General features: G+C 71.8%; 19 protein-coding genes. 11 read left to right on the top strand and 8 right to left on the bottom strand.

Annotation, left to right across the window (positions count from 1 at the left end):
• Positions 1-14: 14 nt before the first annotated feature.
• From rlmN to ACULK2_RS17065, 5 genes are all read left to right on the top strand, one after another.
• Positions 15-1,325: a dual-specificity RNA methyltransferase RlmN gene (rlmN, locus tag ACULK2_RS17045; RefSeq protein ID WP_445967945.1), complete on the top strand. Its 1,311-nt coding sequence runs from the start codon at positions 15-17 to the stop codon at positions 1,323-1,325.
• 38 nt (positions 1,326-1,363) lie between these two features.
• The gene (locus tag ACULK2_RS17050) at positions 1,364-1,630 is read left to right on the top strand and encodes a hypothetical protein (RefSeq protein ID WP_445967944.1); all 267 of its coding nucleotides are present in this window, start codon (positions 1,364-1,366) and stop codon (positions 1,628-1,630) included.
• Positions 1,631-1,871: 241 nt separating this feature from the next.
• The gene (locus ACULK2_RS17055; RefSeq protein ID WP_445967943.1) at positions 1,872-2,762 is read left to right on the top strand and encodes a serine protein kinase RIO; all 891 of its coding nucleotides are present in this window, start codon (positions 1,872-1,874) and stop codon (positions 2,760-2,762) included.
• A gap of 79 nt (positions 2,763-2,841) precedes the next feature.
• On the top strand, positions 2,842-3,420 hold the full coding sequence (locus ACULK2_RS17060; RefSeq protein ID WP_445967942.1) for a YceI family protein: 579 nt from the start codon (positions 2,842-2,844) through the stop codon (positions 3,418-3,420).
• A 176-nt stretch (positions 3,421-3,596) separates the two neighbouring features.
• Entirely contained in the window at positions 3,597-5,051 is a 1,455-nt protein-coding gene (locus ACULK2_RS17065) for an MFS transporter (protein WP_445967941.1), read from the top strand.
• 131 nt (positions 5,052-5,182) lie between these two features.
• Here ACULK2_RS17065 and ACULK2_RS17070 read toward each other — a convergent pair whose 3' ends face one another.
• Together ACULK2_RS17070 and ACULK2_RS17075 are read right to left on the bottom strand one after the other, a co-directional pair.
• Positions 5,183-7,777 carry an ExeM/NucH family extracellular endonuclease gene (locus ACULK2_RS17070; protein ID WP_445967940.1) on the bottom strand — a complete coding sequence of 865 codons (2,595 nt, stop codon included), beginning with the start codon at positions 7,775-7,777 and terminating at the stop codon, positions 5,183-5,185.
• 193 nt (positions 7,778-7,970) lie between these two features.
• Positions 7,971-8,618 (bottom strand): MarR family winged helix-turn-helix transcriptional regulator, encoded by a 648-nt coding sequence (locus ACULK2_RS17075; RefSeq protein WP_445967939.1) that lies wholly within the window; start codon positions 8,616-8,618, stop codon positions 7,971-7,973.
• Between the two features lie 202 nt (positions 8,619-8,820).
• Between ACULK2_RS17075 and ACULK2_RS17080 the strand changes: the two genes are divergently transcribed.
• Positions 8,821-9,600, top strand: a complete 780-nt coding sequence (locus ACULK2_RS17080; RefSeq protein ID WP_445967938.1) for a winged helix DNA-binding protein — start codon at positions 8,821-8,823, stop codon at positions 9,598-9,600.
• Positions 9,601-9,639: 39 nt separating this feature from the next.
• On the opposite strand, the gene ACULK2_RS17085 is transcribed toward ACULK2_RS17080, so the two are convergent.
• The 5 genes from ACULK2_RS17085 to ACULK2_RS17105 form a co-directional block, all read right to left on the bottom strand.
• Positions 9,640-10,242, bottom strand: a complete 603-nt coding sequence (locus ACULK2_RS17085) for a nucleoside deaminase (protein ID WP_445967937.1) — start codon at positions 10,240-10,242, stop codon at positions 9,640-9,642.
• 181 nt (positions 10,243-10,423) lie between these two features.
• Positions 10,424-11,224, bottom strand: a complete 801-nt coding sequence (locus ACULK2_RS17090; protein ID WP_445967936.1) for an ABC transporter permease — start codon at positions 11,222-11,224, stop codon at positions 10,424-10,426.
• 10 nt (positions 11,225-11,234) lie between these two features.
• Positions 11,235-12,197, bottom strand: coding sequence for an ABC transporter permease (locus ACULK2_RS17095; RefSeq protein ID WP_445967935.1), 963 nt, complete (start codon positions 12,195-12,197; stop codon positions 11,235-11,237).
• A gap of 85 nt (positions 12,198-12,282) precedes the next feature.
• A complete protein-coding gene (locus ACULK2_RS17100) occupies positions 12,283-13,470 on the bottom strand; it encodes an ABC transporter substrate-binding protein (protein ID WP_445967934.1) in 1,188 nt (395 codons plus the stop codon).
• 75 nt (positions 13,471-13,545) lie between these two features.
• Entirely contained in the window at positions 13,546-14,595 is a 1,050-nt protein-coding gene (locus ACULK2_RS17105) for an ABC transporter ATP-binding protein (protein WP_445967933.1), read from the bottom strand.
• 151 nt (positions 14,596-14,746) lie between these two features.
• Here ACULK2_RS17105 and ACULK2_RS17110 point away from each other — a divergent pair, with 151 nt between their 5' ends.
• The 5 genes from ACULK2_RS17110 (at position 14,747) to ACULK2_RS17130 (ending at position 19,828) form a co-directional block, all read left to right on the top strand.
• Positions 14,747-15,532, top strand: a complete 786-nt coding sequence (locus ACULK2_RS17110) for a FadR/GntR family transcriptional regulator (RefSeq protein ID WP_445967932.1) — start codon at positions 14,747-14,749, stop codon at positions 15,530-15,532.
• Entirely contained in the window at positions 15,529-16,323 is a 795-nt protein-coding gene (locus ACULK2_RS17115) for a PDC sensor domain-containing protein (protein ID WP_445967931.1), read from the top strand. Before ACULK2_RS17110 ends, ACULK2_RS17115 begins: the two co-directional genes overlap by 4 nt.
• Before the next feature lie 144 nt (positions 16,324-16,467).
• Positions 16,468-17,022 carry a hypothetical protein gene (locus tag ACULK2_RS17120; RefSeq protein ID WP_445967930.1) on the top strand — a complete coding sequence of 185 codons (555 nt, stop codon included), beginning with the start codon at positions 16,468-16,470 and terminating at the stop codon, positions 17,020-17,022.
• Between the two features lie 93 nt (positions 17,023-17,115).
• Entirely contained in the window at positions 17,116-19,029 is a 1,914-nt protein-coding gene (locus tag ACULK2_RS17125; protein WP_445967929.1) for a vWA domain-containing protein, read from the top strand.
• Positions 19,030-19,087: 58 nt separating this feature from the next.
• Entirely contained in the window at positions 19,088-19,828 is a 741-nt protein-coding gene (locus ACULK2_RS17130) for a sirohydrochlorin chelatase (RefSeq protein WP_445967928.1), read from the top strand.
• A 36-nt stretch (positions 19,829-19,864) separates the two neighbouring features.
• Here ACULK2_RS17130 and dinB read toward each other — a convergent pair whose 3' ends face one another.
• On the bottom strand, positions 19,865-21,061 hold the full coding sequence (gene dinB, locus ACULK2_RS17135) for a DNA polymerase IV (protein WP_445968219.1): 1,197 nt from the start codon (positions 21,059-21,061) through the stop codon (positions 19,865-19,867).
• Positions 21,062-21,104: the final 43 nt, after the last annotated feature.

Below are 21,104 nucleotides of genomic sequence, written 5' to 3' on the forward strand. Positions count from 1 at the left end.
GTACCCTTGGGCTCATGCCGACCGACGCGCCCGAGACCCCCGCACGCCCCGCGGAGGCCGCGGCGACCCCGCTCGGCGGCGCGGTCCGCGAGACGAGCGGAAGCGGCATCCGCTCGACCACGCCCCGTCAGGTGCGCCCGAAGACCGAGGGCTGGCAGCAGGCGAAGGACGCCGAGGGGCGCCCCCTGCTGCAGTTCGCGTCGCCCAAGCGCGGCAAGCCGCCGGCCCACCTCGCCGACCTCGCCCCCGAGGAATGGAAGGCGAAGGCCGAGGAGCTCGGCATGCCGGCGTTCCGGCTCAAGCAGGTCGCGCGTCACTGGTTCACGCGCTGGACGAGCGACCCCGCCGAGATGACGGACCTCCCCGCGGAGGGCCGTGACGAGCTCGTCGCCGGGCTCCTTCCGCCGCTCCTCACCGAGGTGAAGCGGCTCGAGACCGACCGCGGCGACACGATCAAGTTCCTCTGGAAGCTGCACGACGGCGCGCTCGTGGAGTCGGTGCTCATGCGCTATCCGGGCCGAATCACCCTGTGCGTGTCGAGCCAGGCCGGCTGCGGCATGAACTGCCCGTTCTGCGCCACCGGCCAGGCCGGCCTCACGCGCAACATGTCGGCCGCCGAGATCCTCGCGCAGGTCGTCGAGGCGAACCGGGTCATCGCGTCCGGCGCGCTGCACGGCAAGCGGGCCGACGACGGCACGCCCGAGCGCGTGTCGAACATCGTCTTCATGGGCATGGGCGAGCCGCTCGCGAACTACGCGCGGCTGATGCGCGCCGTGCGCACCATGGCGGCGCCCGCCCCGAACGGCCTCGGCATGTCGGCGCGCAACATCACCGTCTCGACGGTGGGCCTCGTGCCCGCCATCCGCAAGCTCGCCGAGGAGCACATCCCCGTGACCTTCGCGCTCAGCCTGCACGCTCCCGACGACGGCCTGCGCGACGAGCTCATCCCGGTGAACTCGCGCTGGAAGGTCGACGAGGCGCTCGACGCCGCCCGCGAGTACTTCGAGAAGACCGGGCGGCGCGTGTCGATCGAGTACGCGCTCATCAAGGACATGAACGACCACGGATGGCGCGCCGACCTGCTCGCCGAGAAGCTCAACGAGCGCGGCCGCGGGTGGGTGCACGTCAACCCGATCCCGCTGAACCCGACGCCCGGGTCGATCTGGACGGCGAGCGACGTCGAGGTCCAGCGAGAGTTCGTGCGGCGCCTCTCCGACGCCGGCATCCCGACCACCATCCGCGATACGCGCGGCAAGGAGATCGACGGCGCCTGCGGGCAGCTCGTCGCCACCGAGGACGACGAGGCGGCCGCAGCACGCGCCTGATGACCCGGTCCGGGCACCACGAAGAGGGGGAGGAACGCATGTCGGAACCGATCGAGGTGGGCATCGTCTCGTACACGCTCTCCGCCGACGTCTACGAGCGCATCGGTGCGGACTTCGACCCCGAGGCGGTCGACGACGCGATCCTGGCCGAGCTCAACCGGAACGTGCCGAGGGGCGTCGTCGTGCACCGCAACGGCAAGGCCTTCGCCGAGCCGGAGGTCGCGGAGGTCGCACGCGGCATCGACTGGCAGCACCTGTTGGCGCAGATCGACGTCGAGCAGATCCTCGCCGATCACAGCCGTTGACCGACCGCCGCGGGGGTCTTTACGGATGCCGCGGTGCGGCGTATGCTCATGCGGGCCGCGCCACGCGGCATCCGTCGCCCGATCGGGGCGACCGCGAGTGCCCGGAGCGGGCCGAGACCGGAGGGAGTGAAGCGATGAACACCGTCATTGTCGCGCGTATCGCAGACACCCTTCCCTGCGAGGCCGCCCGCTAGCATTCCGCACCGGTGGCCTCCACGATCTCGGAGACACCACCGTGAACATGCTGTCGTCACTGGACGATTCCGCCGCGCGATCGCGCGCGGCCTCCGCTGCGCCGTTCGGCGCGGCATCCGCCCCCCTCGCCTTCTCGGACGTCGAGCCGGACGAGGACCAGCGCTGGTCGACCTGGCCGGCGACCCAGCCCAGCGAGCGCGGGCCGCAGCCGCGGCCCGACTGGCTCGTCACCTCCGCCGCCGCCATCGACACCGAGCTCGGCATCGTGAAGACCGGCAAGGAGGCCGACCTCTGGCTCATCGAGCGCGCCGTGCCCGGCGCGCCGGCCGACGTGCCCGGGAACGCGACGCTGCTCGCCGCGAAGCGCTACCGCGGCGCCGAGAACCGGCTCTTCCACCGATCGGCGATCTACACCGAGGGACGCGGGACGCGCCGCTCGCGCGACGTGCGCGCCGTGCAGCGCTCGTCGTCGTACGGCCGCGAGGTCGCGCGCGTCGAATGGGCGTACGCGGAGTTCGCCGCACTCTCGCGGCTCACCGAGCTCGGTGCGGCCGTGCCGTACCCGGTGCAGGTGAGCGAGACGGAGGTGCTCATGGAGTTCATCGGCGAGGGCAGGGTCGCAGCACCCCGCCTCGCGCAGGTTCGCGCGAGCGCGGCCGACCTGCGAGGACTGTTCCACCAGGTCGCCGGCTTCATGCGCACGCTCGCGCACGCCGGACTCGCGCACGGCGACCTCTCGCCGTACAACCTGCTCGTCGACCGCGGCCGCGTGGTCGCGATCGACCTGCCGCAGGTGGTCGACGTCGTGGCGAACCCGAACGGGTTCGACCTGCTGCACCGCGACTGCGTCAACGTCTGCGAGTGGTTCACGAGGCAGCGCCTCGAGTGCGACGCAGAGGAGCTCTTCGCGGAGCTGGTCGGGGACGTCACGCGGTGAGGTCGGCGGACGGTGGGCATTCTCCCACCCGGGCGGATGAGAGGATATTCGGGTTCGTGCACTGACCCGTGGGGAGATCATGACCGACAACGGACCCGACCTGAGCGGCGACTGGGACATCGATCCCGGTCACAGCCGTATCGGCTTCTCGGCCAAGCACGCCATGGTGGCGAATGTCCGCGGCGCCTTCAACGACGTGACCGGCACGCTGCACGTCGACTTCGACGACCCCGAGAAGTCGAACGCCGAGATCGTGCTCAAGGTCGCGAGCATCGACTCGCGCAACGCGCAGCGCGACGAGCACCTGCGCAGCGCCGACTTCTTCGACGTGGAGAAGTATCCCGACATCACGTTCCGCAGCACGCGGATCGAGGAGGTCGGAGAGCACGCGCTCGTGGTCTCGGGCGACCTGACGATCCGCGACGTGACCAAGCCGATCACGATCCCGATCGAGTTCACGGGTGCACAGGTCGACGCGTTCGGCGTGCTGCGGGCGGGCTTCGAGGGCACGCGCCGCATCGACCGCCGCGAGTACGGCCTCGAGTGGAACATGGCACTCGACGCCGGTGGATGGCTGGTGTCGGAGAAGATCACGCTCGAGTTCGAGATCTCGGCAGTGAAGCGCGAGTCCGCCGCCGCCGACGACGCGGCGGCCTGAGAGGACGGACGCCTCGCGGCCGCCGCTCCGGACGAGGGCGCGCCGCGCGGGCCCGCGCGCCCGAGGGGTATCGGGGTGAGCGAGGCAGGCGCTAGCCTGCACTGGATCGGCGTGGATCGGCCCTGACCGGGCGCGCCGTCACCGCCCGTTCACCCCACGTCGGAAGACTCGCCCCCATGACCGACCAGCCCCAGTCGCCCGAGCCCCCGCACCCGACCCGCCCCGGTGTCGTCACGCCTCCGTTGTCGACCGCCGAGCTCCGCGCCGTCACGGGGCTGGAGTTGCAGGCCGAGCGCAGCATCCCGAAGCGCCAGGTGTGGTCGTGGGCGCTCTGGGACTGGGCGACGCAGCCGTTCAACTCGGTCATCCTCACGTTCGTGTTCACGGCGCTGTACCTCACGAGCGACTGGTTCCTCGATCCCGAGGTCGCGGCGCTCGGGGAGGGCGACCCGGCGTACGAGCGCGGCCTCGCCGACCTCGCGAGCGGCCTCGGCTGGGCGATCACGATCGCGGGCGTGCTCATCGCCGTGCTCGCACCCGTCCTCGGGCAGCGAGCGGATGCCGCGGGGCGTCGCAAGCTCTGGCTGGCCGGCGCCACGGCGGCGCTCGTCGCGTGCATGTTCGGCCTGTTCTTCGTGCAGGGGACGGCCTCGTACTTCGTGCTCGGCATCTCGCTCATCGCGGCCGGGACGGTGTTCAGCGAGATCGCGGGCGTCAACTACAACGCCATGCTCGTGCAGGTGTCGACGCCGAGGACCGTCGGCAAGGTCTCGGGCCTCGGCTGGGGGCTCGGGTACCTCGGCGGGATCGTGGCGCTCGTGCTCGTCGTCGTCGCGACGGCGTTCGACTGGTGGGGCATGCCCACCGAGGAGGGCCTCGTCTACCGCGTCATCGCGGTCGGCTGCGCCGTGTGGACACTCGCGTTCGCCTGGCCCGTGCTCGTGTACGTGCCCGAGGCGCCGCCCGCGCCCGGGCGCGAGAAGGTCGGGTTCCTCCGCAGCTACGCGGTGCTCGTGCAGGACATCGCGCGGCTCTGGCGCGAGTCGCGGCCGACGTTCTGGTTCCTGCTGGCCAGTGCGGTCTTCCGCGACGGGCTCGCCGGCGTGTTCGCGTTCGGCGCCGTCATCGCCGCCGTCGCCTTCCGCTTCACGTCGGACGAGGTCCTGATCTTCGGCATCGCCGCGAACCTGCTCGCCGGCGTCTCGACGATCATCGCCGGCCGCTTCGACGACCGCTTCGGGCCGCGTGCCGTCATCCTCACCGCACTCAGCGGCCTGGTCGGCGCCGGGCTCATCGTCTTCTTCCTGCACGACGCGGGCAAGCTGCCCTTCTGGATCTTCGGGCTCGTCCTCACGCTGTTCGTCGGACCGGCGCAGGCGGCGTCGCGATCGTTCCTCGCCCGCGTCACGCCGGCCGGACGCGAGAGCGAGATCTTCGGCCTCTACGCCACGACCGGCCGTGCGGCGAGCTTCCTGTCCCCGCTGCTCTGGTCGACGTTCATCGCGCTCTTCGGCGCGACGTACTGGGGCGTCCTCGGCATCGTCCTGGTGCTGGCCGCCGGGCTGGTGCTCATGCTCTTCGTGAAGGTGCCCGAGCGGGCGGATGCCGCGCCCGCTCGTTCCGCGCAGTAGCGCGTCCGGCGGCGAGGGCATCCGGCATCCGCCCCGGGACCGCCGGCACGCGCCGCGCGCGATCCGTCCGGAGACAGAACGACGGCGCGTCGCCCGGGGAGGGGGCGACGCGCCGTCGGATCTGCTGCGGCCTACGGCCCGACCGTGACCGTCACCTCCTGCGTGGTGGTGTTGCCGCTCGGGTCCGTCGCCTCGAAGAGGAACGTGTAGACCGCACCCTGGCGGGCCATCACGCGCGCCTCCGTGTCGGACACGACCTCGACCTCGGCCTTGTGCCCCTCGGCGGTCGCCTCGACCAGCTCGACCGTGACCTCGCCGCCGGAGGCATCCGTCGCCTCGATCTCGAACTCGACCGTCGCCCACTTGGCGTTCGGCGGGAAGACCAGCTCGGGGTCGACCGTCACCGAGAGCTCCGGCGGCACGAAGTCGAAGCCGACGAGCACCGGGTCGTGGTCGCTCGAGCGGTACGCGTCGGGCGCGAAGATCGCGTCCTGGGCGTCCTGCTTGAATCCCATGAGGTAGTCGAGCAGGTCGGGCTCGTCGGCGTTGATCGACCATGTCGCGGCGTCGGTGACGTTGTCGATCAGGCCCGGACCGACGAGGGCGTAGTCGAGGTAGCCGATCTGTCCGTCGAACACGTACGAGTAGGCGTTCTCGCCCTGTTCCCTGAGGAGCAGGTCGGTGTAGCCGGCCGCGACGAGGGCCTGGATCGGGTCCTCCTTGTCGTACGAGTTGAGGTCGCCGATGATGAGGTCGCGGCCCGGCTCCGCCCCGGTCGGACCGGTGGCGAGCCAATCGGCGAGTGCCTCGGCGGCCGCGGTGCGGGTCAGGTTGCAGTTGCCCTGGCCGTCTCCCGTGTCGGGGTCGCCGACGTCGTCGCAGTCGCTGCCCTTCGACTTGAAGTGGTTCACGACGACCGTGACCTCCTCGCCGGTCTCGACGTCGGCGAAGGTCTGCGCGAGCGCCGGCCGGTTGAGGTCGGTGTCGAATCGCGGATCGACGGTCTCGTCGAGGATCTGCCACGTCCCGACGAGCTCGACCTCGGAGGGCTTGTAGATGAACGCCGTGGTGATCTCGTCGGTGCCGATGACGCCGGTGTCGACGGCGGCATAGACCTCCGCGCCGAGCTTCTCGTTGAGCGCGGCGACGAGGGTGTCGAGCGCGCTGACCTCGTCATCGCCGTTGTTCTCGATCTCGATGAGACCGAAGACGTCGGCGTCGATCTCCGCGAGCGCGGCGACGATCTTCGACTCCTGGCGGTCGAACTCCTCGGGCGTCGCGGCGCCGCGGGACCCCAGCGTGGTGAAGTAGTTCAGCACGTTGAAGCTGGCGACGCTGAAGTCGCCGCCGACCTCCGGCACGTCGGTTCGCGGATTGGCCGCGGTGTGGTCGGCGCCTTCGGTGGGCTGCACGCGCCACAGGTTGAACCGGTAGTCGAGCACGCCCGTGACGTTCTGCACCAGGTCGCCGCCGCGGAAGGTGTTCGCGAGCGTGAACTCCTCACCGTTCGGATGGATGGCCGGGTCGGGGTTCTGCACGCTTCGCCCGTCGTCGAGGGTGATGCGGTTCATTCGGTTCGCATCGGCGAGGTCGATCGCGTTCTGCGATCCGGGCTCGTACACCGCGGTCGGCTGCATCTGTCGCTCGGTGCCGAGGACGATCTCGCCGAATCGGTCGAAGTTGAAGTACTCGATGACGGTGAGCTCCTGCGGGAGCGTGACGCGCATGCCTTCGAGGGCCTCGTAGGTCGCGTCGTCCCACGGGAGCATCACCTCGGTCGCAGGCGGCAGCGCGAGGCCGCTGTCGCAGACCGACACGACCGTCGCGGTGATCTCGGTGAGGCCGTTGAACTCGCTGACCGTGCCGACGACGTGCACGAGATCGCCCTCGTCGACCGCGGCCCCTCCGGGAGCGAAGACGAAGATGCCGTCGGAGGTCCCGGCGTCGCCGTCGCCCGCGTCCTGCAGGTAGTACCCGTTGAAGCCGCCCACCTGGAAGTCGCCGGTCACGACACCCTCGATCTCGACGCTGCTGCCGACGAGTGGGGACGCGTTCCCGTCACCCTGCACCTCGCCGATCGCGAGCACGTCGGCCTCGCAGTCGGCGACGGGGTCGGGCGGGTCCTCGCCGCATGCGTGCGAGCCGAGACCGTCGAAGGTGTTCTGCGCGTAGCCGGTCCACTCGACGGACGGGTCGAACACGTCGGTGGGATTCGTATCGCCGACGCAGACGCTCGCATTGCGGCGCAGGGTGTTGTCGGCGGTCGAAGTGAGACCGGTGCCCCATTCGCTGCCCGGGTCGACCCCGACCTGCCCGAGCGAGTCGACGATATTGTCGCCGCGCTTCAGGACGATGGCGTCGTCGCCGTTCCAGAGGCTGCTCGCCGTGATCTGATCCGCATACGCGGCGAGGTCCTCGTCGGCGAAGACGAAGGCGTCGCCGGCGGCGACGGTACCCGAGAGGGCGAACGTGCCTGCCGACGTCGCCGTGGCGCTGCCGTTGAAGTAGACCTCGAGCGAGTAGCCCGCGAGCGGGATGTCGGCGTCGGTCGGGTTGTGGAACTCGATCGCCTTGTTGAACGACGAGCCCTCGACGTACTCGCTGATGATGAGGTCGGATGGCGCGACCTCCGCCGCGGTTGCGGCACCCGCCGGCACCGCGATTCCCACCCCCATGAGGGCGGCCGCGGTGAGCCCCACGGTCAGGCGTTGGACGGGTCGTTGCATCTCGGCACCTCCGGCACGCGACAGAGGGCCACCCTGACCCCCGGACGGCGTCAGCCTATGGAGGCGGCGAGCGGCGGGGAAGCCCTGTCACGAGACGTTCACGTGATGCACGCGAATGTGCAGCACCTGGCAGGCGCGCTGCTCAGATGAGCAGGGCGATCGTGCGGGCGCGGTCCGATGCCGCGGGAGCAGGTCAGTCGTGCGGCGGATGCGCCCGTCGCAGCCCGATCGCGAACCGGCCGAGGAGATCGGCGAACCGTTCGCGCTCCTCGTCGGTGAAGTCGTCGAGCGCGGATTCGATCGCGCGTCGGCGCGTGCTGCTCGCCGCACGTACCGCGGCGCGGCCGGCCTCGGTGATGCGCACGCGCGTGCGTCGCGCGTCGTCGGGGTCGGCCTCGCGCACGACGAGCCCCTCGGCGACCGCGGCCTGGACGAGCCGGCTCGCGCGAGGCTGGTCGACGCCGATGGCGCCGGCGAGCTCGGTGACGCTCATCGGGCGGTCCGCGGCGTGGAGCGTGGCCAGGAGCCGCGCCCGTGCGACCGGCCCGACCCGGAACTCCCACGGTCCGCGCGGGCCGGGGCCGCCGAACGGGCCGCTGCGACCGGGCGGCCCGGAGGGCGCGGCGTCGCCCTGCTCCGTCGGATCGGCGGGCACCCCGTCGCCGTGACCGTGGGCGCCATGGCGGTGCGGGCCGCCCGGCCCGAAGAACGGGCTGCGCCCCGGACGTCCGCCGTGCGGCGGACCCCAGTGCGAGCGGCCGCCGCGTCGGAGCGACGCGAGGGCCTGCTCGATGCGCTCGACGGGGTCGCCGACGTCGGACCCGGTCTCGTCGTCGCTCATGCCCCCAGAATACATGTCACTTGACATGTGATGGGTTTCCATGTCATGATGCATGTGCATGTCACACGACATGGAAACCCTGCGAATCCACAGGGCTCGAATCGAGACGATCCGTCCCGACGCCGCACTCGCGGCTCCCCGACCGCGCCCGATGGGCGCGCACCGCACCACGGCGCCACCGTGCGCCCACGAGAGGAATCCCATGAACACCCACGAACGATTCGAAGACCACGAGCACGACCGGCCCGTCGAGACGCCCGGCGCCGGCGCCTCCCCGGAGACGCCGGGAAGCGGCATCCGCCCACTGGGCTTCTGGCTGAAGGTCGTCGACCGGCGCATCGCCGCAGAGCTCGACGCCGCGCTGGCAGACCGGGGCGTCACCCGGCGCGACTGGCGTCGGCTCAACCTCGTCGCGGGAGAGGTCCGCGACGAGCGCCTCGAGGCTCGGCTCGCCGCACGCCCGCACAAGCTCGACGACCTCGTCGAGCGCGGCTGGGTGACCGGCGGACCCGGCGCCTGGTCGCTGACCGACTCCGGCCGCGGGGCGCTCGACGCCCTCACCACGAGCGTGCAGGCCGTTCGCGAGCGCGTGCGCTCGGCGGTCTCCGACGAGGAGTACGCCACGACGGTCGCCTCGCTCGAGGCCATCGCGCGCGAGCTCGGCTGGGACGGCTCGACGCCCGAGCCCGGCCGCCGGCGCGGGCGTCGCGTCCCGGGTTTCGGCGCGTTCGGCCGCCGGTCCTGGATGCACCACGGAGACGGTGCCCGCCGGGGCCTGCCGCCGCGGGCCGTCGATGAGTCGCACGACCATGACCGATGGCGCGGCCAGGGCCACGGCCACCGCCGCGGTCCCGGCTGGGACCGCCGGCGGGAGGACGTCCACGTGCACGTCCACCTGCACCACGACGACCCCGCAGGCGGCGGCCACGGCCACGTCGACCCGCGCCGTCACCGCGACCACCACGACCGTCACGTCGGCTGACGCCGACCCATCCCCACGACCGCCGCGGCGCGGCCGGGCCTACCGCTCGGTCGCGCCGCGCGCGTTGTAGACGACCGCATCCGACGCCCCGAAGGCTCGGAAGACATCGATCGCCTCGTCGCGGCGCACGCCCGAGCGGACGCGGATGCCGCGGCGCTCGAACTCCCCCGCCCAGTCGGTCGGCATCGGCCCCTCGTCGAAGCCGGTGAGCCGCTGGCACTCGTCGCCGTCGCCGGCGATCACGAGCCGACGAACGCCCGACCACATGGTCGCGCCGTAGCACATGACGCACGTCGCCCAGTTGACGACGAGCTCGAGTTCGGCGCCGCCGGCGCCGAGGTCCCACCGGCCGAGCCGGCGCTGCGCGAGCGAGAGCGCGGTCACCTCGGCGTGCAGCGAGCTGAGCCCGCTCGAGAGCACGATGTTGACCCCGGCGGAGACCAGTTCACCGGATGCCGCGTCGACGACGAGCGCGGCGAAGGGCCCGCCGTTGCCCTCCCGCCAGTTCCGGTCCGCGAGCTCGATCGCGAGCGACATCCGCTCGTCGTCGTCGGCCAGCCGGCGAGCAGCGAGCGTCGGCAGTTCGGCGACCAGCCACCCGGGCAGCGAGGCGGAGAAGGACGACGTCGGCGTGGCATCCATGCGCCCATTCTGCCCCCTTTCCCCGCCCGCATCCCGTGGCTCGAGATGCCACCTGAGCCCGGAATGCGCCCGGCGATCCCGCAGGAAGTGGCATCTCGATCGAGCTCGGACGGCGCAGAGCGGGGGTGGCGGATGGCGCAGAGCGGGGGTGGCGGATGGCGCTGGCCGGGCCGTGCGCGAGCTACCGCCGCTGCTGCTCGTCGCCCGACAGGCGCTGCGCGAGCCAGATCGGGATGATCGAGACGAGCACGAGCACGACCGCGATCACCGAGACGATCGGCGCCTGGCTGGGCCGGAACATGTTGTTCAGGATGAAGATCGGCAGCGTCGTGACGCCGGACCCCGCCGTGAACGTCGTCACGATGATCTCGTCGAACGACAGCGCGAAGGCGAGGAGGCCGCCCGCGAGGAGCGCCGAGCGCAGCTGGGGGAAGGTCACGAGCCGGAACGTCGTCCAGACCCCGGCGCCCAGGTCGGCGGAAGCCTCCTCGAGGTTCGTTCCGGTGCGGCGCAGGCGGGCGATCACGTTGTTGAACACCGTCACGATGCAGAAGGTGGCGTGCGCGATGATCACCGTCCAGATCGAGAGCGGCACGCCCATGATCGTGCGGAAGAAGTTGTTCAGCGCGATGCCCGTGATGATGCCGGGCAGTGCGATCGGCAGGATCACGAGCAGGTTCACGGTGTGGCGTCCGAAGAAGTCGAAGCGCTGGAGCGCGAACGAGATGAGCGTGCCGAGCACGAGGGCGATCGCGGTCGAGACGATCGCGACGAACACGCTCGTGCCGACGGCCTCCATCGCGCCCGCCGACTGGAATGCGCGCTGCCACCACTCGAGCGTGAAACCGGGCGGCGGCCAGCTGAGCGACGTCGAGGTCGAGAACGAGTTGACGAGCACGACGCCGAGCGGCACGTACACGATCACGAGGATGAGGCCGGCGACGACGGCGAGCGTCGTGCGCGAGAGTCGGGAGAGTCGCATCCGTCGCCCCTTACAGGTTGTCCAGGGCGCCCGTGCGACGCACGAGCGCGAGGTAGCCGAAGATGATCGCGATCGGGATGAGCGCGATCGCCGCCGCGAGCGGCAGGTTGTTCGCCGCGCCCACGTTCGTGTAGACGAGGTTTCCGAGCATCTGGCTCGCGCCGCCGACGATGTTGACCGTGATGTAGTCGCCGAGCGAGAGGGAGAAGCTGAAGATCGTGCCGGCGATGATCGCGGGCAGCGCCATGGGGAGGACGACGTGGCGGACGGTCGACCAGGTCTTGCCGCCCAGGTCGGCGGATGCCTCGAGCAGCGAGTCGGGCACGCGCTCGAGCCCGGCGAAGATCGGCAGGATCACGTACGGCAGCCAGAGGTAGGACAGCGTGATGACGGTCGCGGGCAACCCGTAGCCGGGGGTGTGCAGGCCGAACGGCGCCAGCACCCACTCGAGGATGCCGTCCTGCGAGAGCACCGAGCGCCAGGCGTAGGCCTTGACGAGGTAGCTCGCCCAGAGCGGCATGAGCACCGCGATGACCAGGATGCGGCGGGCGCGCGGCGAGGCGACCTTCGCCATGTAGAACGCGATCGGCAGGGCGAGGGCGACGTCGATGATCGTGACGAGCAGCGCGACGCCGATCGTCCGGAGCGTCACCGTCTGGTACAGCGACCCCGTGAGCACCGTGATGACGTTGTCGAGCGTCCACTCGGTCGTGATCTCGCCGGTGAAGCTGTCGACCGACCAGAACGCCGTGACGAGCAGGGCGGCGAGCGCGACGACGTAGACGAGGCCGAGCCAGAACAGCGGCGCGGCGATCAGGAAGCCGAGGCGGACGCGGGGGTGCGAGCTGAGGAACACCGAACCGCGGCGGGCCGGGGTGGCCTTCGGCCTGGGGATGCCGCGGCGCGGCGCGCCTCCTGGTGCGGGGCCGGTCGAGGAGCCGACGGATGCCGGTGCCGTCGCGTTCATCGTCATGCTGCTTCCTGTTCGGTGGTGCTCAGGGGGGAACGGGGGTGTGCGGGCCGGGGAGGTGCTCCCCGGCCCGCGCGGGCGATCGGGCTCAGCCCTTGATCTCCTGCCACGCAGCGGTCCACTGCGCGTAGTCGACGCACTCGACGTCGGTGCGACCGTCGACGCACTCGGCGATCGGGGTCGTCCAGTACCAGATCTGCGACGCGTACTCCTCGTCACCTGCGTGGTAGGCCTCGCAGTCGTCGCGGTACTCGCAGGCCTCCTGGCTCGAGGGCGCCTCGCCGAAGTAGGCGGTCGCGGTCGCGTTCGCCTCGGGGCTGGCGATGTAGTCGAGCCACATGTACGCGCAGTTCACGTTCGCCGCGTCGGAGGCGACCATCCAGGTGTCCGACCAGCCGGTCGCGCCCTCCTCGGGGAGGACGACCTCGGTCGGCGCGCCGGAACCGGCGAGCACGTTCTGGATGACCTGCCACGTCGTGCCGACGACCGAGTCGCCGGTCTCGAACGCCTGGATCTCCTTCAGGTAGTCCGACCAGTACTCGCCGACCGACTCGCGCTGCTGCTTCAGCAGGTCGACCGCGGCCTGGAACTGCTCCTCGTCGAGGGCGTAGGGGTTCTCGATCCCGAGTTCGGGCTGGTGCGTCATGAGGTAGACCGCGGCGTCGGCGATGTAGATCGGCGAGTCGTAGGCGGTCACCTTGCCGGCGTTCTCGTCCGCCTTGTCGAACACGACGTCCCACGAGGTCGGCGCCTCGGTGAAGACCTCCGTGTTGTACATGAGGAGGTTGGCGCCGTAGCCGTGCGGCACGCCGTAGGACTGCCCGTCGACCGAGTTCCACTCCTTCTCCTTGAGGAAGTCGAAGACGCCCTCGTAGTTCGGGATCAGGTCGGTGTTGACGGGCGCGACCTCGCCGCCCGCGATGAGGCGGAGCGTCGCGTCGCCGGACGCGGCGACGACGTCGTACTCGCCGGTCTTCATGAGGTTCACGGCCTCGTCGGAGGTGCCGTAGGTCTTCGAGGTGACCTCGCAGCCGGTCTCCTCCTCGAAGGGGGTGACCCAGTCGACGGCCGGGTCGTTCGATCCGTCCTCGACGTAGCCGGGCCACGCGAGGATCGAGACCTGGCCCTCGGCCTCGCCGAGCTCGGTGAGCACGTCGTCGGTGGACGCGGAGCCGCCCGACGTCGTGCCGCAGGCGGTCAGGGTGAGCAGGGCGATCGAGCCGATCGCGATGCCGACGGTCGCGCCGCGGCGCGCCGTGCGCGGGGTGCGCATCATGGTTCTCTCCTGGTTCTCTGGGTGGATGGGTGGTGCGATCGGAGGTCGAGCCGGCCCGGAGGGCCGGATCGGCACCTAGGCGGCCGGCGCGGGCGAGACATCCGCCCCGCCGAGGGCGACGACGTCGTCGTCGTGCCAGCTGACGACGACGCGGTCGCCGCGCTCGTCGTCGTGGACCCGGTTGCGGTCGTTCTGCTCGAGCGCGCTCACGCGCACGCCGGCGTCGAGGTCGACGACGAGGCGGATGCCGCTGCCGAGGTAGATCGTCTCGACGACCGTGCCGGGGGCGTTGTGCACGTCGGCCCCCGTCTCGCCCGAACCGACGGCCATCTTCTCCGGGCGCACGGAGTGCACGCCGCCGCGACCGAGGAGCGCCCGCGAGACGGCGTCGTCGAACAGGTTCGACGTGCCGACGAAGTCGGCGACGAAGCGCGAGGTCGGCCGCTCGTAGAGCTCCGCCGGCGTGCCGAGCTGCTCGATGCGGCCGTCGTTGAAGACCGCGACGCGGTCGGAGAGCGTCAGCGCCTCCTCCTGGTCGTGCGTGACGAAGATGAACGTGATGCCGAGCTCGCGCTGGATCTCCTTCAGCTCGACCTGCATCTGCTCGCGGAGCTTCAGGTCGAGCGCACCGAGCGGCTCGTCGAGCAGGAGGACCTTGGGCTCGACGACGGTCGCGCGGGCGAGGGCGACGCGCTGGCGCTGGCCGCCGGAGAGCTGCGACGGCTTCCGGTCCGCCATCTGCTCGAGGCGCACCGAGGCGAGGGCGCGACGCGCCCGATCGACGCGCTCCCGCTTGCCGATGCCGCGGACGCGGAGGCCGTAGGCGACGTTCTCGAGCACGTTCATGTGCGGGAAGAGGGCGTAGTCCTGGAACACGGTGTTCACGTCGCGGTCGAACGGCGCGCGCTTGGTGACGTCGTCGCCGAAGAGCCGGATCGTGCCGCTCGTGGGCTGCTCGAAGCCGGCGATGAGCCGGAGCACCGTGGTCTTTCCCGAGCCGGACGGGCCGAGCATGGAGAAGAACTCGCCCGCGGCGATCTCGAGGTCGACGTGGTCGACGGCGGTGACGGCTCCGAACTCCTTGGTGAGTCCGGTGAGCCGGATGGCCGGCTGCGGGTCGGTCATGGGCCTCTCCTTCGATGGCGTGGTTCTTAATCCTATGAATCCATATGTCATAGTCCAGAGGCCCGTGTTACGGTCGCATCACGGATTCGCCGGCAGCCGACCCCAGTCCGGGGGGCGAGGCGATCCGGGAGCGCTCGATCGAGGAGGACGGATGCCGCACGCCACCGCGCGCGCCGACGCCGCCCGCGCCGTCGTCTTCTCCCCGCTCGAGGGCGCGGGACGCGCCGAGCTCGTCGAGCAGCGCCTCACCGACGCCATCGCGTCGGGCGTGCTCCGCGACGGCGAGCGGCTGCCGAGCGAGGCCGACCTCGCGAGGTTCCTCGGCGTCGCGCCCGTGACCGCGCGCGAGGCGCTCGTCGCCCTGCGGCACAAGGGACTCGTGCGCACGCGTCGCGGCCGCGACGGCGGCAGCTTCGTCACCTACGACGCCGACGCGTCGCTGCGGATCACGGAGGAACGCGTCCGCGCACTCAGCCGCATCGAACTGCGCGACCTGTCGCTGCACTACACCGCGATCGCCGGGACCGCCGCCGAGGTCGCCGCCGACCGCGCGAGCGACGACGACGTGGCCTCGCTCGTCGAGATCGACGCGCGAGCCGACCTCGCGACCCCCGGCGGCGCACGCCGCGCGGCCGGGCGCTTCCAGCTCGAGGTCGCGGCGATCAGCCAGTCCCCCCGGCTCGTGCACGAGGAGCTGCGCCTCCAGGCCGAGGCCGGCGCACTGCTCTGGCTGTGCCTGCGGGAACAGGAGTACCGTGACGGCACGAGGGAACACCGCCTCGCGGTGATCGACGCGATCAGGGCGGCGGATGGCACGGCCGCCCGCCGCGCGACCACGACGCACATCGGCTCGGCGGTCGAGTGGCTCATCGACGAGAAGGTGCGGCTCGAGACCTCCGCACCACCGGCCGCCCGTGAGGAAGGGAGCGCGCCATGACGCAGCAGGCCGTCGCCGCCGGCGCCACCGCGATCGCGTCGCGGATCGCGGACGTGATCGACCCGGTGTTCGCCCTCATCGACGAGTGGCAGCGAGCACTCGGCGAGCGGCTCGCCGGCGACCCCGAGCCGCGGGCGGCCGAGCTCGACCCCGCCGTCGCGGCGACCGTCGCGGCGGAACTCGACCGGCCGGGCACGCTGATCACGGGAGCCGGTTTCGTCGCGGCGCCCGGCTACCTCGCCGACGCGCCGTGGCACCTCGCGTGGTGGCTGAGCGACGGCAACCCGTTCCGCGGCGTGCCGGCACGCGGCATCCGTCGTCTCGACGCGGTGAGCGACCCCGATGCCGAGTCGTTCCGCGACTACACCACGCTCGAGTGGTGGCGCGTGCCCGAGCGCACCGGTTCCCGGCACCTGACCGGCCCGTACGTCGACTACCTCTGCACCGACGACTACACGGTGACCGTGACGACGCCGGTCTCGATCGGCGGCGACATGGTCGGGCTCGTCGGCGCCGACATGTACGTGGCCCGGCTCGAGCAGGTGCTCCTGCCCGTGCTGCGCGGCGCCGACCGGACCCTGACGATCGTCAACGCGTCGGGCCGCATCGTCACCTCGACCGACGCGCACCGGGCGACCGGCGCGCTGCTCCGCCTCGACGGGCTCCCCGAGGCGCTCGCGCCGCTCCGGGAGGCCGAGGCCGAGGGCCGGGTCATCGGCGCGCTGCGGCTGCCCGGCGGCGCCGACGTGGTGCCGTGCGGCGACACGTCCCTCGCGCTGGTCGCCGAGTAGCGGCATCCGCTCGCCGCCGGCGGGCCGCTCGCCGCCGGCGATCGCCGGAACCGCGCCGAAACACGCGCTCGCTAAGGTGAGGCCAAGCGGAACGGGATGCGCACGTGCGATCGCGTGCGACCGACGAGAGGCCGGCGCTCGCACGTGACGACCACGATCAGGCAGAAGCAGGCCCGCAGGCGACGCGGGCGCGCCGTCGCCTATGCCGCGGTGACGGCGGCCTGGGCGCTGACGGTCTGGCTCAGCACGTTGCTCAGCCCGCCCGCCTGGCTGCACGGCGCGGCGCTCTTCGTGCACCTCGCATCGCTCGTGGTCGGGCTCGGCGCCGTGCTGATGATCGAGTGGCACGCACTCCTCTGGGCGACCGGGTGGAGCACCGTGCGGGAACTGCGCCAGGCCGACCGCACGATGATCCTCCCCGTCTGGGCGGGACTCGCGGGGCTGCTCGCGAGCGGTGCGCTGCTCGAGCCCGACCTCACCGCGACGGCCACGCAGGTCAAGCTCGTCGCCGTGCTGGTGCTGAGCCTCAACGGGGTCGCGCTCACCCGCTGGACGTCCGACCTGGGGCGGCTTCCGCCCACCGCGAGGTTCCGGTCGCTGCCGCGACGCGCGCGCGCCTGGTTCGTGGCGAGCGCGGTCGTGTCCCAGACGGCGTGGTGGACGGCCGTGGTCATCGGGATGCTGAACGCGACGTCGTGACCCCCGACGCCGTGTCCGGTGGACGTTCCCTGCGTCGTCGCAGCCTGCTGAGCTAGGCTCACGATCGAGCCAGCCGTCCCGACTGGAGGAGCGATGCCCGACGAGCCGAGCAACGTCCCGACCCGACGCGATCGCAGCCAGCTGCGCGAGGAGCGCCGTCGGCGTCGTCGGCGCGGCCTGTGGGCCGCCGTGGCGGCGGGAATCGCCGCCGTCCTCGTCATCGGCGGGGCGGTGACCGCACTGGTCCTCGCGAACCAGGGCGGCACGACGGCCGCGCCCAGCGAGGCGGCCGAACCGGAGCCGATCGTCTTCCCGGACGACGAGCCGGCGGCCGAGTCCGGCGCCGAGCCCTGCACGACGGTCCCGGTGCTGTCGTCGTTCGAGAACGCCGAGATGGTCGCACGCCTCGCCGAGGGCTACAACGCCGAGCCTCGCGACGTCGACGGCTCGTGCGTCACGGTCGTCGCATCGAAGGACAAGTCGGGCATCGCCGCCGAGGAGGCGGCGGTCGGGTTCTCGGAGGCAGCCGAGGATGAACGGCCCGTCGTCTGGATCCCCGATGCCCGCTCCTGGCTCGGCGTCGCCCGCGAGGCCGGGGGATCGGCGAACGTCCCGGCCGAGGGAGCGAGCGTCGGGTCCTCCGACATCGTGCTCGCCATGCCCGAACCGCTCGCCGCGGCCATCGGCTGGGACGAGGAGCCGCCGACCTGGGCCGAGGTGTTCGCGACGTCCGACGACGCCGACGTCTGGACCGACCTCGACCACCCCGAGTGGGGCGAGTTCAAGCTCGGCAAGACGAGCCCGGTCATCGCCAGCTCCGGCGAGGCCGCCATGCTCGCGTCCTACGGTGCGGCCGCCGGATCGATCGCCGACCTCACCGCCGACGACATCACCGACGACGAGATCACCGACGAGGTGAAGCAGCACGAGCTCGCGACGAGCCACTACATGGCCACGCCCGAGCACTTCCTCTGGCACGCCAGGCAGGCCGCCGACGCGGGCGGCTCCGCCGCCGACTTCCTCTCGGCCGTCATCGTCGACGAGAAGTCGGTGTGGGACTACAACCGCGGCATCACGAGCCGCGACGGCGTCACGCGGATCGAGGCCGAACCGCCCGCCGAGCAGCTCGTGCCCATCTACCCGACCGACGGCTACTACGTCGCCGACAATCCGGCCGTCGTCCTGACCGGCGCCTGGGTCGACGAGGGCGAGGCCGCTGCGGCCGAGGACTTCCTGCGCTTCGCGGGCACGAAGGAGGGCCAGGCGATCGTGCGCGAGGCCGGCTACCGCGACCTCAACGGCGAGCTCGACCCTGAGGTCGAGGAGGTCGGCGCGCTCGCCGAGGCCCCTGATGCCGGGCTCGACTTCCCCGAGCCGCAGGTCGTGGTCGCGATGCACGAGGCGTTCCCCGACGTCCGCAAGCGGGCGAACGTGCTATTCCTCCTCGACGTCTCGGGGTCGATGAGCGACCCCATCGAGACCGGCGAGTCGAAGCTCGCGGCCGCGAAGCACGCGATCGAGCTCTCGCTCGACCACTTCTCCGACGGCGACCACGTGGGCCTCGCGGCCTTCTCGGAGGTCGACGCGCAGCCGCTCGCCCCCGGCGAGGTGAGCGCCGTCGACGACATCGCCGACACCCGCGACCGCTTCGAGTCGGCGCTCGACAAGCTGGAACCGATCGAGTGGACGCCCCTGTACGAGGCCGTCGACACCTTCGCGAAGCGGCAGGCCGACGACTTCGACCCCGACCGCATCAACGCGATCGTGCTGCTCAGCGACGGCCGCAACGAGACCGAGGCGCCGAGCACATCGTCGCAGCAGATGCTCGACACGCTCGAGCACCTGCATCACTCCTCCCCGGTCCTCGTCTTCACGCTCGCCTACGGCGCCGACGCCGACGTGAAGACCCTGCAGTCGATCTCGAGCGCGACCGGCGCGCACTACTACGACGCGACCGACCCGACCGAGGTCGACGAGGTGCTCGGCGACCTCGTCACGAGCTTCTGACCCGTCATCGGGCGACGCCGGCCTGCGTCCTGCCCGGCCGGTTTGCGACGATGGGCAGATGAACGCGCGACCTCCGGCCCTCGTCGGCATCTCGCACGGCACGTCCTCACCGGAGGGGCGCCGTGCGGTGCGCGGGCTGCACGACGCCGTCGCCCGGGCGATGGCGCAGCGGCATCCGGATGCCACGCCGAGCGTGCGCCTCGGACACGTCGACGTCGAACAGCCCGACGTGCCCACGACCCTGGCGACCCTCGCCGACGGCGAGCCGGCCGTGGTGGTGCCGCTGCTGCTCTCGGCGGGGTACCACGTGTACGTCGACCTCACCGAGGCCGTCGCGGAGGAGACCGCGCGACCGGTCGCGCTCGCCGGCGCCCTGGGCCCGGACGACCGGCTCGCGATCCTGCTGCTGCGTCGTCTCCGAGAGGCGGGCCTGCGCGACGACGACCGGGTCGTGCTGGCGGTCGCGGGCTCGAGCGATCGGCGAGCGGTCGACGACTGCGTCGAGCAGGCGCGGCGGCTCGCCGCGGCATCCGGGCGCGACGTGACGGTCGGGTTCCTGTCGGCGGCCGAACCGCGCCTGCCCGAGGCCGTCACCGCGGCGCGCGCGGCAGCCGGCGCCGAGGCTCGCGTCGTCGTGGCGAACTACCTGCTGGCTCCCGGCTACTTCGACGATCTCGCGCGTGCGGCAGGGGCTGAGGTCACGGCCGCGCCCCTGCTCGTACCCGACGAGCCTGCGCCGCAGGAGCTCGTCGACATCGTGCTGGAGCGCTACGCGACATCCGCGCGCGGGTCCGCCTGAGGCGCTCCGCGTCCCCTGCAGCGCCGTCCGGGCTCATCACTCGTGTTCTGGGAGCAGCGGCGCATCCCACCCCGGGTCGCGCCCGAGCTGCGCGGCGCGCGCGACGGATGCCGCGCCGAAGCGATCGCGGACCGAGTCGAGCACCGTGTCGAGGGCCACCCCGTCGCCCCAGTCGATCGGCAGTTCCGGCTGGACGCCGTCGCCGCGGGCCAACTGCGACAGCGAGACGCCGATCAGTGTGATGCCGCGTTCCGCGATCCCGGGCTGCGCCGCGGCGAGCAGCCCGTGAGCGACCGTGAGCAGCACCGCGGTGCGGTCGGTCGCCGAGAGGAGCGTGCGCGATCGCGTGGCCTTCGCGAAGTCGCCGTAGCGGAGCCTCAGCACGACCGTGCGGCACGTCCGACCGCCATCGCGCAGGCGCCGAGCGAGTCGATCGACGATCTGGGTCAGGATGACCTGGAGCTCGCCGGGTGAGCGCGGTCGGCTGCCGAGCGCGCGCTGGGAACCGATCGATCCGCGGCGCCGGGTGGTGTCGACCGGCCGCGGGTCGCGGAGCCGGGCCAGCGCGTGCAGGTGGGCACCGGTCGCCCGGCCCAACAGCCGCTCGGCCGCATCGGACTCGAGCTCGGCGAGCTGCCCGACGGTGCGGATGCCGAGCCGATGCAGCTTCTCGGCGGTGACGGCCCCGACGCCCCACAGCCGTTCGACCGGCAGCGGAAGCAGGAACGCCTCCTCGCGCTCGGGCTCGACGACCAGCAGTCCGTCGGGTTTGCTGACGGCGCTCGCCACCTTGGCCAGGAACTTGGTCCGCGCGATCCCGACCGAGATCGGCAGCCCCACCTCCGCGCGAACCCGCTCACGCAGTCGCACGGCGATCTGCTCGGGCGTGCCCGCGAGACGTCGGAGACCGCCGACCTCCAGGAACGCCTCGTCGATGGAGAGTCCCTCGACCATGGGCGTCGTGTCGCGGAAGATCGCGAACACGGCTCGACTGGCGGTCGAGTAGGCGTCCATGCGTGGAGGGACGACCACGGCGTCCGGGCACAGGTCTCGCGCCTGCCGGCCGCCCATCGCGGTGCGCACTCCGCGGGCCTTCGCCTCGTAGCTCGCCGCCAGCACGACGCCGCCCCCGACGATGACCGGCCGCCCGCGCAGCTCGGGAGCATCGCGCTGCTCGACCGAGGCGTAGAACGCGTCGAGATCTGCGTGCAACACGGTCGCCTCGCCCCGCACTCCGTCCTCCCGCCGTCCGTCCTGCGGATCGTCCCACGCACCG

This window comes from Agromyces molybdatiresistens (assembly GCF_052748445.2).